The sequence below is a fragment of the Gimesia aquarii genome (genome assembly GCF_007748195.1).
GTDB classification, from domain to species: Bacteria; Planctomycetota; Planctomycetia; order Planctomycetales; family Planctomycetaceae; genus Gimesia; species Gimesia aquarii.
Map to the genome: position 1 here is coordinate 673,112 of NZ_CP037920.1, position 15,021 is coordinate 688,132.

The following is a 15,021-nucleotide window of genomic DNA, read 5'->3' on the forward strand; positions in this document are numbered from 1 at the left end:
CAGTGTTGCAAGGTTGAGTGCCTATTCGTGGTGCATTCTGGGTGAAATGCGATGAATGAGTAGTTTATAGTTGTTTGGGGGAATATTCTGATTGTCCGATTATGCGGAATGTTATGAATGTATTGAAAATTTGCTTTGGGGGGACATGGTCTGATGCCGATGAGTTGAGAGAGTGTATAGCTTTTTAATTAATGGTCCAATTTGACCAAGGTTAATCAATGAACTGTTTAATGGCCCGGATTGTGCTTCTGTTAGCAGCAATTGTAATGCTGGGCCCAGGATGTAGCCGTTTTCTGGAGACTTCTCTACAAGAAGAATTTGTAGAAAGCGAGGAACTTTACCAACAAGCACTCACTCAAATCGAATATCCCAATGTAGATGAATTCGATGAAGGTGACACTTTTGGTACACAGGCACCAGCCAGACTTTCCAGTTCAACTACACCAGATTATTGGGAGCTCTCTTTGGAGGAAGTAGTGCGTTTGGCATTAGAGAATTCCAAAGTCTTAGGTGATGTTGGTGGAGTTGCTTTAAATACACCAGCAGCCGTTCATACAAAATATGATGCTGCAATTGTTGAGTCTGACCCTCGTTATGGGGTGGAAGGTGCTCTCAGCGCTTATGATACAACGCTTTCGGCAAGTACGTTCTTTGAAAAGAACGATAAAGCGCTCAACAACGTCTTCTTCGGTGGTGGAACTCGTCTTTTAAGACAAGACGCGATGGTCATTCAAGCTCAGTTGACAAAGCGAGCCATGACAGGAACTGAGTTTACCCTGCGAGATTATATTGATTACGATGCAAACAACTCTCCCGGTAACCAATTTCCACATGCTTATCAGAACAACATTGAAATGGAATTTCGTCACCCACTGTTACGAGGGGGAGGAGTTGACTTCAATCAACTGGCAGGTCCCAGTAATACACCAGGTGTCGTGAATGGTGTGATTATTGCCCGAATTAATACGGATATCAGCCTGGGAGAATTTGAAATTTCAGTTCGGGATCTTGTCAGCGATGTCGAGAATGCCTACTGGGACCTATATTTTGGTTATCGAGATCTCGATGCAAAAATAATGGCTCGTGATTCTGCTTTAGAAACATGGCGAAGAGTTCATGCTTTGTATGTAAATGGTCGACGAGGTGGAGAAGCGGAAAAAGAAGCTCAGGCGCGCGAACAGTATTACCGTTATCAGGCTGAAGTTGAAAATGCCTTAAGTGGTCGGTTATTGAATGGAACGCATACTAATAATGGTAGTCAGGGTGGAAGTTTTCAAAGCAATCACGGTGTGTATGTTGCAGAGCGTCGATTACGTATGTTAATGGGAATTTCCATTAATGATGGTCGTTTAATCCGACCTGCAGATGAGCCTTCTCTGGCCCGCGTCGAGTTTGATTGGGAAGAAACCTTAATTGAATCTCTGGAACGTCGTCCTGAGATCCGTCGACAACGATGGCAGATCAAAAAACGAGAGCTCGAACTGGAAGCAAACAAAAATTTCTTGAAACCCGAATTAGATCTGATTGGACGTTATCGTTGGCGTGGTTTCGGACGTAACTTTCTGGAAGAGGGAACACAAACCGGGCGATTCGAGGGAGCACTTAATAATCTGTTCGATGGCGATTTCCAGGAATGGCAGTTAGGACTTGAACTCTCTGTGCCTTTGGGAAAAAGACAAGCGCATGCAGCGATGCGGTTTGCAGAATTACAATTAGCACGTGATCGAGCAATTCTGCATGAGCAGGAACGAGCGATCGTACAGAGTTTAAGTAATGCTATTGCAGATGTTGATCGTGCGTATGCCGTTTTGCAAACTAACTTCAACCGTCGACATGCTGCCAGACAAGAAGTAGCTGCGATGCAGGCTGCTTATGATTCTGATAATGCGACTCTGGACTTACTGTTAGAGTCACAACGCCGTCAGGCAGAAGCGGATGGAAGCTACTATCGCTCGTTGGTGGAATACTCTCTGGCGATCAAAAACGTTCAGTTTGAAAAAGGATCATTACTCTCTTACAACAACATTTATCTCTCAGAAGGGGGCTGGCCTGAAAAAGCTTACATGGACGCAGCAGAGCGGGAACGTTTACGTGGTCGTGTAAGAACAATTGTTGATGCTCCTGCTTATACCGGAAATCTAAGTCAAGGAATTTACCCTCAATTATTAGTACCCGGTGAAGTACCTGAAGAGAATCTGAAACCTGCTCCTGAACCAGTTCCTGAGAAGTTTGTCCCACCAGAGCCTGGGACGACGGGTGAAGCCGCCGCCCCTCCTGTTGAAGGCGATATTCAATCGATCGAGTTCAGAGAAGATTGGGATGCGAATCATCAAATTCAAAATTTGGAATCGGTCCAGGCAGATAATCAGACCCCACAGCAGACAGATATGATTCAAAGCATCCCTCCTGGACTAAAAGATGAGTTTCAGTCGAATCTTAATCCTGGTACTTTTGGTATGGAAGCTTCCGATTCACAAATCGCTCCACAAAAAACTGGTCAATCAGAGATCAACTTTCGCCCGATGGACTTACAGGGAGAAGCTCCCACATTACGGTCTGCTCGTCAGAATCAGATTCCAGAATTTCCCTCTAGAGGGAGCTCAGGTGAAAATGACCCATTCAAAAATTACCGGGATTCTGGACCTCATTGGAAACCTGTTCCACTTCCGGAAGTGAAAAGACGAAATTTAAGTGATTTTTCTGGTGAGGTACAACGATTTCCCTTAAAAGGCACTAGCTGGCAATCCTTAAATCAGCGAACGGATTCAGGTTCCGAAATCGATATGGAAGCTCCTTAAAATGGGGATTTTTTTGGCAAACATCAGAATTTCGCCAAAAATAGTGAATCTGCGTTACTTGTCTCTCTTTCAGGATTGAGATAACTTAAGATATAATAATCTAGTTGAGCCAGAAGATTTTCCAAGATTCTGGTCTGTGGTAATTAGCATCTCATTGGAGATGTTCTTTTTTTCATAGAGACTATAATTAAGCAAGTATGTTTTGCTGGGAGTTCTAATTCCCTGTTGTGCAAAACATAAAACCCTTTTTTTACATAACAAGGAGAAAGAAGCAATCGAAACAACGCAGAGACTTAATGACCAGATACGGATTAGTCCGGTGAGGGTCGTTGATCAAGACGGGGAACAATTAGGAGTGATTCCCACAGCAGATGCTTTAAAGTTGGCGATGGATGCAAATCTCGATCTGGTTGAAGTCGCCTCTGATGCAAAACCCCCAGTCTGTCGAATTATGGACTATGGGAAGCTGAAGTATGAGCGTAAAAAAAAGACCAGCAAAAATACGAAACAACATCATGTACAACTCAAAGAAATTCGGATGCGTCCCAAAATTGGAAAGCATGACATCGAATTTAAGCTGAAGAGTGCCCGAAAATTTCTGGAGCAGAAGGACAAGGTCAAATTTAATATCATGTTTCGTGGTCGCGAAAATGCACATCACGAACTAGGGCGAACGATCTTAGGGGAAATTCAGGAGCAACTTTCTGATTTGTCTAAAGTCGAACAATCTCCCGCGATGGCCAGCGGAAGAAATATGATCATGGTCCTTGCTCCTAAATAATCGATACCTGTGTAACAGCGATTCGAAAACCAGGGGCCAGTTGCAAAAAATAAATATGGATGGGCAGTACTCTCTGTACGCGCTATTAACCGGGTCGGTTATTTTTTAGGTCAACAAAACAGGTTGGAGCTGGCAGACAGCTTAAACTATTATTGGCAGCTTTTCTTATAAATTGACCCAACTTCCAAGGCGATTGCTTTCTACAACTGCTTCGATGACTTTCATATTGGAAACAGCATCTTCGAGTGGAGTCGGAATAGACGTGTTATTGAGGACTGCCTGGGAAAATAAGTCTCCCTGAATTGTGTATTGGTTGCAAACTTCCAATTCAATTTCATTGATTTCAGTTCCAGTTTGCAACCAGACTTTACATGGTCGATCGATGGGAGCATTAAAGGGGATTTCTATTTCCACTCTTCCCTCTGTACCATGAATGTGTACGCGCTGGTAAGGGTTAAGTTGCGTAGAACATGTGAATGTCGAACTGCCATTAGGGAATTCCAAGGTTGCAGAAGTCAATCGATCTGTGTTGAGTGTGGAGTCATATTCAGCAATTCCAAAAACACGCTTGGGTTCCTCATCAAAGATGAATCGCGAAAGTGAAATCGGATAGCAGCCAATATCCATCAAGCCCCCTCCACCAAGCTCAGATTGGTTACGAATGTTTTGAGGGTCATCATTAAAGTAAGAGAAAAACGATTGAATGGTACGTAGAGTGCCAATTTTTCCTTCCTGCACTATCTTTTGTGCCAATTGCCATTGAGGGTGATGGCGGTACATAAAGGCTTCCATCACTTTTAGTTCAGAATGTTTCTGGGCACAATCGAGCAGTGTTTGACCTTCTTCGGATGATAACCCGATGGGTTTTTCACAGAGTACGTGCTTACCTGCTTGAATGGCCTTGATCGACCAGGGAACATGCATGTGATTGGGCAGGGGATTATAAATTACGTCAATGTCTGGGTCTGCCAAGAGTTCTTCATAAGATCCATAAGCACGCGCAATCCCTAATTGAGAGGCGACTTGTTTTGCTTGCGCCAAATTTCGCGACGCAATTGCAGTTACTTCACTGAAGTTCCCTTTTTGCATTGCGGGAATGACTTGTAGTGTGCCAATTTTTGCAGTGCTCAGAATACCCCAGCGGATTTTATCGCTCATGTGATGCCTGTGTGATTTATTGACATTTGAAGAAAGAAAGAGAAATTTCAGAACCAGCCCGGTGATTAGGCTGGTAGTAGGGTATAAGGCGCTAATTCGTTTAGCAAGGCTCTCATGTCAGATTGCTTTTCACGGTGTTGTGATTGAATGATAATCTGTGCCCATCGTCGATACAGTATGAAAGCTTCTTCGATTCCTTGACATACATTTTGTGATAGTTGAGGTAGGGTAATATTGTCTGAAGGTTCAATATGATTTAGCTCTTAACTTTGGGAGGAATTAGTTTTCACTTTTTTCTCTTGCCACTTTATCTATGGAACCACCTTCATCAATAATATTGCCAGCGTAGGCATCACCAGAACAAATTATAGTACTGAATGTATTAAGACTATGGAGCTACAGAGGGGGACAAAGTAATATTTCCAGAATCTGTGGCAAAATTGAGGTCATTCAGCTCATTCACATATATTGAATTTGGGAATGCTTGACTCAAGCATGGCAGCAATCAAGTCATTTTCAGTGCTTTCGATATTACTCATGTTAGTGGCCGCCGGGAGTCATGCGCGTGAATTCATAATTAATAATGGCAAAACAGCTTATTATTAAAATAGAGTGCCATATATGTGTTGGTGAAATTGTGTTCAATTGAAATCTTGTTTTGACATAAAGCTATGTGAAAAGTTTTGGAGTTGGGTAGGCATTATTCCGGCGTGGAGGTCTTTGCTTGGCGTTCTCTTGACTGCTTAAACGGCAAAGTTTTTCAAACTGTCCCCATATTTGAGAATTTCTGATCCACGATCTCCCGAGTCCAAGAATCTTACGGTTATTACTCTGAGAATGCATTGCTTAGTTTTCTTCATACATCTATCCTTCCTACTGAATTAGGGGTTTCTTCCCTATAACAAAGTGAAAAATCCGCTTTGACCATCGATAGCCATTTTAATTCCAGAGGTTCTAGCTACTTTTGGGTCATGGTTTTGCTCGAAAGGTCTCATCAGGTATCTCAAAATGGATCGTTTTCTATTTCCGAAATGGGCAAATACAATTGTGCCGGTACTAGGTGCGCTCGGTGCAGTTGGTGTTTTGTATGTCATTGGAATGGTAGCCTTTGGGGCCAGCCCTGAAACTACTGATGTGGGTTATCAGCCTGAACAGCCTCTGCCTTTTAGTCATGCCTTGCATGCGGGTAAGCTGAAGCTGGATTGCCGCTATTGTCATAATACAGTTGAAGTTGCTGGGCACGCCGCGATTCCGCCCACTTCTACTTGCTTGAACTGTCATAGTGGTGCTGATGCTAATGGAGTTGTCAATACTGTTGCCGTTCATTCAACAAGTGCAAAGCTTGCACCCGTTCGCGAAAGTCAAGCGACAGGTAAGTCGATACAGTGGCGACGTGTTCATGATTTACCCGATTATGTTTATTTTAATCATAGTGCTCATGTGCGTCGTGGTGTGAGTTGTGTTGCCTGTCATGGGCGAGTCGACAAGATGGAAAAGGTGACTCAGGTGGAGCCGCTGAGTATGGGCTGGTGTTTGAAGTGTCATCGGAATCCTGAGCCTAACCTTCGTCCACCAGAGTTTGTGACTAAACTCGATTGGGCACCTGATGGTGATCCGCATGAGGTGGGTGAAAAGGTTCGTGAGGAGTTGAATTTGAATCCTTCTACTAATTGTTCTACGTGTCACCGCTAAGGGGTTCGGTTGTGGATAAGAAGTATTGGCGAAGTCTGAATGAATTGCATTCCACGCCGGAGTTTCAAGAGATTTTAGATCGAGAGTTTCCAGTTGCAGCTTCCGAGTACCCTGAAGGGGTTTCGCGTCGTCGCTGGTTACAGATTATGGGTGCTTCTGTGGCTCTGGCTGGGGTCTCAGGTTGTCGCTGGGAAGATGAAAAGATATCTCCCAGTGTATCACGCCCTGAAGGTCTGATTCCCGGGATGCCGCAGAAATATGCGACGTTTATGGAGTTGGGGGGGCTGGCTGAAAGTCTGCTGGTGACTTGTTATGATGGTCGGCCGATCAAGGTGGAAGGGAATCCCGATTCACAACAAAGTAAAGGGGCTTCCTCTGTTTTTGCACAGTCGGAAACGTTGTCGCTATACGATCCTGATCGGGCTGTAGGGGTTGTGGAGCGGAGAGATGGTGGGCGATACGCTCGTGATTGGCAGGCGTTTTTTGAGTATTCCGATTCTGTATTGGATCAGGCAAAAAAAGATGGTGGTACCAAGGTTCGTGTCTTGGCTGATGTGAGTTCTTCGGCTGCCAGAAAAGGTTTGCAGGAAAAGTTTGCTACATTATTTCCAAAGTCTCAGTGGTATGATTATACCGCTTGTTCTCGCGACAATGTCTACGCTGGTTCAAAGCTTGCGTTCGGAGAAGTGATTCGGCCACATTTCGATTTGAGTAAAGCAAACATTGTGGTTTGTCTGGATGAGGACTTGCTGTCTGAGCATCCGGCAGCGTTGCTGCATACACGTGATTGGGCTGCCCGCCGCGATCCTGCCGCAGGCGAAATGAATCGTTTGTATGCTGTCGAAAGTCGATTCACAACTACCGGACTCGCAGCCGACCATCGACTGCCAACACGTTCTGTCGATCTTGGTTTCTTTCTCACAAAGCTTGAAGCCCAGATTCAAGGTTTGTTGTCAGGCAAGAAATCGGAAGCCGCCGGTGATAGTTATGCAGAAAAAGTCCTCGCAGCTATGGCTGAGGATTTGGTTGCCAATCAGGGAATGAGTCTGGTTGCGATTGGCGCGGGTCAGCCTGCTGAACTGCATGCAAAGGTTCATGCATTGAATGAGCGGTTGGGTAATGTTGGTAAAACGATTCGCTATACCAAAGAGCCCTTGGCGAGAGACATTTCTTCTGTTGATGCATTGGCAAAATTGACTGCAGAAATGCAGTCTGGAGCCGTCGATACGTTAGTGATTATTGGTGGGAATCCTGCTTATAATGCTCCCGGTGATATCGACTTTGTGACTGCATTGACTAAAGTTCCCAATTCTATTCATCTGGGTGAATATGAGGACGAGACCTCTCTGTTATGTAAGTGGCACCTCCCGAAAACGCATCCGTTTGAGCAATGGGGTGATGCTCGTTCTTATGACGGGACACTCTGTGTTGCACAGCCTCTGATTGAACCGCTGCATGATGGCAAGTCAGAAGTTGAACTACTGGCAATATTATGCGGCGAAAAACATCCAAGTACTCTGGAATTGATCAAAGAGGCTGTGAAGGGTTCATTAGATCCGATGGCTGTGAACGCTTCCTGGCGTCGTCTGGTGCATGATGGTGTTTTAAAGGGGAGTACACTGGATGCTGTATCGCCCAAAGCAAAGACACTACCGCCAGCGAAAATTGCTGAGGCAGCTACCGAAGAGTTTGAGTTGGTATACTACCCCAGCCCACAAGTTTATGACGGCCGATTTGCAAACAGTGGTTGGTTGCAGGAAACTCCTGACAACCTTACAAAAGTCACTTGGGATAACGCTGCGATTATTGCCCCCAGTACGGCTAAAAGTCTGGGAGTGGAATTTGGTTCTGTCGTAAAGCTGATTTTGGATGGGAAATCGCTCGAACTGCCAGTCTATGTACTTCCAGGGCAGGCTCCGAATTCGATTGCAGTGGCCTTGGGGTATGGTCGAACTGCAGCCGGTCTCGTCGGTGGTGATGTTGCTCGGGATGTTGCACCGGTTGGGGAAAATATTGCAGCCCTTCAGTCAAAAGGGAAAACAGATTTTGCCACTGGACTGAAGGTCGAAAAAACAGATAAGCAATACGAACTCGCGATTACTCAAGATCATCATAGTATCGACACTGTTGGTGTGGGCGAAATTCAAGGTCGGGTTGGCCAGCTTGTTCGTGAAGGCGACGTTAGTGAGTACAAAGAGGATCCCAGTTTTGCCAAAGGGCGAACACACCATCCTGAACTAAAATCCTTATGGGAAGAGCTTTCCTATGAGGGGCAAGCTTGGGGAATGTCTGTCGATTTAACAAAATGTGTTGGCTGTAATGCCTGTATGATTGCCTGTCAGGCAGAAAATAACGTTCCCGTTGTGGGGCGCGAGCAGGTGATCAATAGTCGTGAGATGCATTGGTTGCGTGTAGATCGTTACTTTACCGGTGATGATGTTGATAATCCTGGTGTTTCGATTCAACCTATGTTTTGCCAGCAATGTGAATTGGCTCCTTGCGAGCAGGTTTGCCCGGTTGCTGCGACTGTGCATACAGACGAAGGGTTAAATGACATGGTGTATAATCGCTGTGTAGGAACCCGTTATTGTGCGAATAACTGCCCTTACAAGGTGCGAAGGTTTAATTACTTTAACTACAATAAGGTCTACGAGGATCCTAATCGAAAATTACAGGCATTGGTTCTCAATCCTGAAGTGACTGTGCGTCATCGTGGAGTCATGGAAAAATGTACTTATTGTGTGCAGCGTATTAAGGCTGTTCAGATCGAAGCCAAAAATGAGCAGCGTCCCATTGAAGATGGCGAAATTGTTACTGCCTGCCAACAGGCATGTCCCGCAAAAGCCATTGAATTTGGTGACTTGAATAATGAGAAATCACTTGTTGCTAAAGCACATGCAAATCCTAGATCCTATGCAGTTCTCTCGGAGTTGAATATCAAGCCGAGAACCGCTTACTTGGCCCGTATATTAAATCCGCATCCTTCTTTGGCAAAACCATCGACAGAGGGGCATGGGCATGGAGAGCAACACGCTGATGCTGATCATCAAGAAAAAGCGGAAAAGCATTAGTATTTAATAAATAGAGATGAGTTTAACGGTTAGATTTACCAATCCTTAGAATTATAAGTAAAGATATCAAAAGCCATGGCTTCAGTAACAGCAGAGCCAATTGACACAACAATCGAAGTTCCCGGTAAGCGAACACCGCTTGTGACCGGCGCCCACAATTATGGCACAGTGACCGACGCCGTCTGTAGACTGGCTGAATGCAAAACGCCCCTGGCCTGGTATGTGGCGTTGGGTATTTCGGCTTCCCTGATGGGAATGCTATTTGGTCTGGTGGGGTACTTGATCATCACAGGTGTCGGTGTCTGGGGTAACCGCAGTCCTGTCTTCTGGGGCTGGCCGATTGTGAATTTCGTGTTTTGGGTCGGAATTGGTCACGCTGGTACTTTGATTTCGGCTATTTTATTTTTGTTCCGTCAAGACTGGCGGACTGGAATCAACCGTGCTGCGGAAGCAATGACAATTTTTGCTGTCATTTGTGCAGGTTTGTTTCCTGGAATTCATATTGGTCGGGTTTGGCTGGCGTATTGGTTATTCCCAATTCCCAACCAGATGGCAATGTGGCCTAACTTTCGTAGTCCTTTGTTGTGGGATGTATTTGCTGTTTCAACTTATGCAACAGTTTCCCTTTTGTTCTGGTATATGGGCATGATTCCTGACTTGGCATCGTTGCGAGATCGGGCAAAAGGAAAAATTCAACAATTTGCCTATGGTTTATTTTCGCTGGGATGGAATGGCTCTTCCAGGCATTGGCATCGTTACGAACGAGCTTACCTACTACTGGCCGCTTTGGCGACACCACTCGTGTTAAGTGTGCATACCATCGTTAGTTTTGACTTTGCTGTTTCTCAGTTACCGGGTTGGCATACAACGATTTTCCCCCCTTATTTTGTGGCAGGTGCTGTTTTCAGCGGGTTTGCGATGGTGTTGACTTTAATGATTCCCGTCAGATCGATTTGTGGAATCAAGGATTTACTCACTGATCGTCACCTCGAAAACATGACTAAGGTGATTATCGCCACAGGTTCGATGGTGGGATATGCCTATGCGATGGAATTTTTCATTGCCTGGTATGGTGGTAACCGTTATGAAACCTTTGCTTTCATTAACCGGGCTTTTGGTCCCTATGCCTGGGCCTATTGGATTATGGTGACTTGCAACGTCATCAGCCCTCAGTTGTTCTGGATTAAAAAAATCCGCACCACCCCCTGGATGATATTTGTGGTTTGTATTTTTGTGAATATTGGTATGTGGTTTGAGCGTTTTGTAATTACGGTCACATCCCTAAGTCGTGACTTTCTGCCCTCCAGTTGGGGATATTTCAAACCCACCATTGTTGATGTTTTAATGTTAATTGGTAGTTTCGGTTTGTTTATGACATTGTTTCTGCTCTTCTGTAAATTTTTGCCTATGGTTGCAATGGCAGAAGTCAAAAGTGTAATGCCGCGTCCTCATGGCAAAGGTGATCATTGATCAGAACTCACACTAGCAGCATGTCAGTCAAATACGACTTAACTTATTATTGAATTAAAAAATTATGGCAACAACGATCGAACAATCTGAAGAAACAAAAGCAAAAGCAGAGCCTGAACTTCTTGGGTTACTTGCTGAGTTCGATGATCCTGATGCATTGATCGAAGCATCAAAGAAAGTCCGTGATGCGGGCTATCGTAAGTGGGATACACACACTCCTTTTCCGATTCATGGAATTGATGAAGCGATGGGGATCAAGTGGACCATTCTCCCTTGGATCGTTGCCGGCTGTGGGCTCACCGGTGGTACGATTGCCGTTGGCATGCAATATTGGATGAATGCTGTCGATTACCCTTTCTTAATCAGTGGTAAGCCCCTCTTTAGTATTCCAGCCAGTATTCCGATTACGTTCGAACTTTCTGTCTTGTTGGCTGCCTTTGGTGCGTTTTTGGGAATGCTGGGCTTGAATCAGTTGCCAAAGCTATACAATCCGATTTTTAAGTCAGAGGCGTTTCGTCGTGTGACAAATGACCGGTTCTTTGTCAGTATGGACGCGAAAGATGCAAAGTTTTCTGAGATCGATACGGGCGAATTTTTGAAATCACTTAACCCGATTAATGTTGAAGAGTTTTGGTCTGATACCGAATCTCCCAAATTACCTCGTAATCTCACATTGGGCTTAAGTCTAGTTGGCGTAGTGATGTTACTCTTGGCCGGTTTGGTGGCTTATGTACGTACAACAACATCGCCAGATCCGCGGATTCATATTATCCAGGATATGGACTTCCAGCCCAGTCTGAAGGCGCAAAATACGACAAACCTCTTTCCCGATGGTCGGGAAATTCGTCCCAACCTCAAAGGAACTATTCCTCGCGGGCAATTCAAAGATGACAATATTCCTTTCTATTATGGCTTAAAATATCTACCAGAAGATCAGGATGTGGTAACGATTGCGTTACAGGACGAGAAAAAAACTGATGATAAGAAGGCACCGGCAGACAAAGCTTCAGCAGAAAAACCTGCTGCTCCTGCTGCAGTGGATCCTGTTGCAGCCAAACTGGACAAGTTACCCTGGGTGACGGAATTTCCGATACCAGTTACAGAAAAACTGATGGCTCGTGGTAAAGAACGTTATCGAATTTACTGTTCTGCCTGTCATGGGCTAGGTGGTGAGGGTGATGGTCTGGTTTCACTGAGAGCCATGGAATTACTACAAGGTACTTGGGTGAAACCAGCCTCTTATCATACAGAAAATGTGCGAAAGCTTCCCATCGGGCGACTTTATCATACGATTACGAATGGTGTCCGCAAAATGCCTGCGTATGGTTCACAAGTGACACCTGAGGACCGCTGGGCCATAGTTCTTTATTTGAAAGCGTTGCAGAAGAGTCATCAAATTGACGCAGATACGATTTCAGAAGCTGAAAAAAGAAAACTTCGAGACACTAAGTAATAAAGTAAACTCCACTGGCAACTTGTTGAATTTTAATCCGTGGTGAACAAGAAAAGTTATGCAAACCTCATCTGACACAAATAATAAAGTTTCCGTTCAAACACTGGCTGAACTGGGGCCGCTTCCTATGAAAGTCGCCCTTGGGTGCTCCGTGCTATTGCCAGTGGCGTTTGTGTTGGGCTTTTTAATGGATAACGGAACGGAACTTTTCGCGTTCTCTTATCTGCAAAGTACTTTTTTCTTTTTGAGCATTTCTCTAGGTGCGTTGTTCTTTGTACTCATTCAACAATTGACGCGCGCGGGTTGGAGTGTTGTCTTACGTCGTATTTCTGAATTTATTTCAATGGGAGTGATCCCTTTAGCCGTCCTGGTACTGCCAATTGTGTTAGTGACGCTTTCTGGAAGCGATGTTTTGTATCAATGGGCGAGTTCTAAAAACGTAGCTGGTGATCATCTTTTGCAGGCCAAGGCCCCTTACTTAAATAGTGGATTTTTTGCACTAAGATATGTGATCTATTTTGGATCCTGGATCTTTCTGGCACGATTCTTTTTAAATAAGTCCGTTGCTCAGGACGAAAATGGTGACCCTGAATTAACACTTTTGATGGAGCGTCGGAGTGGTCCGGCCATTTTGCTTTATGCATTTACGATTTCATTTGCAGCGATCGATTTTATTATGTCTCTGGACGCTCACTGGTTCAGTACGATTTTTGGAGTCTATTATTTTGCTGCAGGTCTAGTTGGTTTCTTTAGCACTCTGGCCATCACCTTAATTTATCTCCGCAGTAAAGGCCTATTACAAGAGCCGATCAATGTTGAGCATTTACATGATGTTGGTAAGTTACTGTTTGCTTTCAACTGCTTCTGGGCGTACATCGCCATTTCGCAATACCTTTTGATCTGGTATGCCAATATTCCTGAAGAAACTGTATTTTTCCTTCACCGCCAAGAGCATGGTTGGGGGATAATTTCTTTGACCCTGGTTATCGGTCATTTTGCGATTCCTTTTGTATTTTTTATGTCACGCTGGATGAAGCGGAATCCCAAAACTTTGTTTTTCTGGGCCGCGTACTTACTGGTCATGAACTGGATTGATATTTTCTGGCTTGTAATGCCGAATGTAAAATCGGGAAGCGGTGAATCCTTAGGCGTTTCCTTTGCAATGATCTTAATTAATATCTGTTGTACGGTTGGAGTTGGTGGAATCTATGTTGCTGGATTACTGAAATTTGCTGGTGAAAAATCAGTCATGCCGGTGAGGGATCCACGTTTGGAAGAGTCACTTAAGTTTCACAATATTTAATCACCGGCTGGTCTGGTAGAAGATCGGCTCCTTTAGAAATAAGAGAATGGAATATGTCGAGTCATAAAGCAGCATATGATGATCTCGATACAACGATGATCGCTTATGTTGGGACCGTAGGAACTATCATTACCTTTTTCCTTGTATTTGGGATTGCCGCGTTTTATTACGCATTTGCAAAGACGGAAAACGAAAAAAAGGTAATCAATGTTCCAGAACTAAATGCGGAGAGTATTCTCGCCAATCAGGCAGCTGCTCTTACCGAATATCGATGGATCGATCAAGATAAAAATATCGTAGCGATACCTATTGACCAGGCTATGCAGATTGTTGTTCAAGAGGAACAGAAGAAGCAGGCAAATGCAAAAACAAAGAAACCATGAACTCTAAACATTCCTTTATTCTGACTCTTTTTCTCTCGGCATTATGTGTAATGCCCGTGCAGGCAGAGCGTATGGAAAAAGCACCTAAGGATATCGAGTCTCTCGATGTGATTGAGCATCTGGATAGTCGTCTTCCTTTAGGATTAGAGTTTCAGGACAGTAATGGTAAACGCGTTAAACTCGAGGACTATTTTAAGAAAGATCGCCCCGTAATTCTTTCTCTGAACTATTCTAACTGTCCGATGTTGTGTTCGTTACAGCTGACAGGGTTGGTCAGGGGGCTTAAGGAATTAGAGTGGTCAACAGGTCAACAATATGATTTCGTGTCCGTGAGTATTGATCCGAAAGAGACATACCAGCGTGCCAATTTAACAAAGCAAAAATACTATAAAGAATATAATCGTTCGGGAACAGGCGACGGTTGGCACTTCCTTTGTGGTGATCAGCCAGCGATTACAGAAATAGCAAAGGCAATTGGAGTACAGTACAAATACGTTGAGGAACGCAAGGAATTTGCACACCCGGCTGTTTTAGTTGTGTGTACTCCTGACGGCCGCATTTCCAGATATTTATATGGAATTCAATTTCCAGAGCAGACATTAAAATTAGCCTTAGTTGAAGCATCAGAAGGTAAGATTGGTTCAACCATTGATCGTTTTTTACTGTTTTGCTTCCATTACGATGCAGATAGTGGTCGGTATGCCCCGACTGCTCGCAATATTATGAAAATTGGTGGTTTTGCGACCGTCTTTATTCTGACTGTTGTTTTGATTCCCTATTGGCGGGGTCGAAAAGGCAGAACTGAAATCGAAATAGTCCAAACACAAAAAACAGCAGACGGAACCTGAGTTACACTGGTTTCTTTTACTAAATTAATTTGTGTTTGAGCTGGATTTGGTAACAACTTTATTA

General features: G+C 44.3%; 10 protein-coding genes. 9 read left to right on the plus strand and 1 reads right to left on the minus strand.

The annotated features are described in order from the left end of the window. Positions 1-218 precede the first annotated feature (218 nt). Positions 219-2,798, plus strand: a complete 2,580-nt coding sequence (locus V144x_RS02825; protein ID WP_232102693.1) for a TolC family protein — start codon at positions 219-221, stop codon at positions 2,796-2,798. 274 nt (positions 2,799-3,072) lie between these two features. Continuing rightward, positions 3,073-3,579: a translation initiation factor IF-3 gene (gene infC / locus V144x_RS02830; protein WP_144990642.1), complete on the plus strand. Its 507-nt coding sequence runs from the start codon at positions 3,073-3,075 to the stop codon at positions 3,577-3,579. 165 nt (positions 3,580-3,744) lie between these two features. Here the strand turns inward: infC and V144x_RS02835 are convergent, their stop codons facing one another. Then, on the minus strand, positions 3,745-4,737 hold the full coding sequence (locus V144x_RS02835; RefSeq protein WP_144981083.1) for a Gfo/Idh/MocA family protein: 993 nt from the start codon (positions 4,735-4,737) through the stop codon (positions 3,745-3,747). A gap of 1,008 nt (positions 4,738-5,745) precedes the next feature. Here V144x_RS02835 and V144x_RS02840 point away from each other — a divergent pair. The 7 genes from V144x_RS02840 to V144x_RS02870 all read left to right on the plus strand — a co-directional run bounded on the left by V144x_RS02840 (position 5,746) and on the right by V144x_RS02870 (position 14,957). Continuing rightward, complete coding sequence (locus V144x_RS02840; protein WP_144981086.1) at positions 5,746-6,429, plus strand: cytochrome c3 family protein; 684 nt, start codon at positions 5,746-5,748, stop codon at positions 6,427-6,429. A gap of 11 nt (positions 6,430-6,440) precedes the next feature. Beyond that, positions 6,441-9,500, plus strand: coding sequence for a TAT-variant-translocated molybdopterin oxidoreductase (locus tag V144x_RS02845; protein ID WP_144981089.1), 3,060 nt, complete (start codon positions 6,441-6,443; stop codon positions 9,498-9,500). A 75-nt stretch (positions 9,501-9,575) separates the two neighbouring features. Then, positions 9,576-10,970 (plus strand): NrfD/PsrC family molybdoenzyme membrane anchor subunit, encoded by a 1,395-nt coding sequence (gene nrfD, locus V144x_RS02850; protein WP_144981092.1) that lies wholly within the window; start codon positions 9,576-9,578, stop codon positions 10,968-10,970. A 64-nt stretch (positions 10,971-11,034) separates the two neighbouring features. Beyond that, positions 11,035-12,423 carry a quinol:electron acceptor oxidoreductase subunit ActD gene (locus tag V144x_RS02855; RefSeq protein WP_144981095.1) on the plus strand — a complete coding sequence of 463 codons (1,389 nt, stop codon included), beginning with the start codon at positions 11,035-11,037 and terminating at the stop codon, positions 12,421-12,423. A 58-nt stretch (positions 12,424-12,481) separates the two neighbouring features. Further along, positions 12,482-13,726: a quinol:cytochrome C oxidoreductase gene (locus tag V144x_RS02860; RefSeq protein ID WP_144981098.1), complete on the plus strand. Its 1,245-nt coding sequence runs from the start codon at positions 12,482-12,484 to the stop codon at positions 13,724-13,726. Positions 13,727-13,779: 53 nt separating this feature from the next. Beyond that, entirely contained in the window at positions 13,780-14,109 is a 330-nt protein-coding gene (locus V144x_RS02865; protein WP_144981101.1) for a hypothetical protein, read from the plus strand. Further along, positions 14,106-14,957, plus strand: coding sequence for an SCO family protein (locus V144x_RS02870; protein ID WP_144981104.1), 852 nt, complete (start codon positions 14,106-14,108; stop codon positions 14,955-14,957). The genes V144x_RS02865 and V144x_RS02870 overlap by 4 nt, the downstream gene beginning before the upstream one ends. Positions 14,958-15,021 lie beyond the last annotated feature (64 nt).

Coding starts and splice junctions, on each gene's coding strand:
- V144x_RS02870 (WP_144981104.1), top strand. CDS start 14,106: ATGAACTCTAAACATTCCTTTATTCTGACTCTTTTTCTCTCGGCATTA.
- V144x_RS02860 (WP_144981098.1), top strand. CDS start 12,482: ATGCAAACCTCATCTGACACAAATAATAAAGTTTCCGTTCAAACACTG.
- V144x_RS02835 (WP_144981083.1), bottom strand. CDS start 4,737: ATGAGCGATAAAATCCGCTGGGGTATTCTGAGCACTGCAAAAATTGGC.
- V144x_RS02825 (WP_232102693.1), top strand. CDS start 219: ATGAACTGTTTAATGGCCCGGATTGTGCTTCTGTTAGCAGCAATTGTA.
- V144x_RS02865 (WP_144981101.1), top strand. CDS start 13,780: ATGTCGAGTCATAAAGCAGCATATGATGATCTCGATACAACGATGATC.
- V144x_RS02840 (WP_144981086.1), top strand. CDS start 5,746: ATGGATCGTTTTCTATTTCCGAAATGGGCAAATACAATTGTGCCGGTA.
- V144x_RS02855 (WP_144981095.1), top strand. CDS start 11,035: ATGGCAACAACGATCGAACAATCTGAAGAAACAAAAGCAAAAGCAGAG.
- nrfD (WP_144981092.1), top strand. CDS start 9,576: ATGGCTTCAGTAACAGCAGAGCCAATTGACACAACAATCGAAGTTCCC.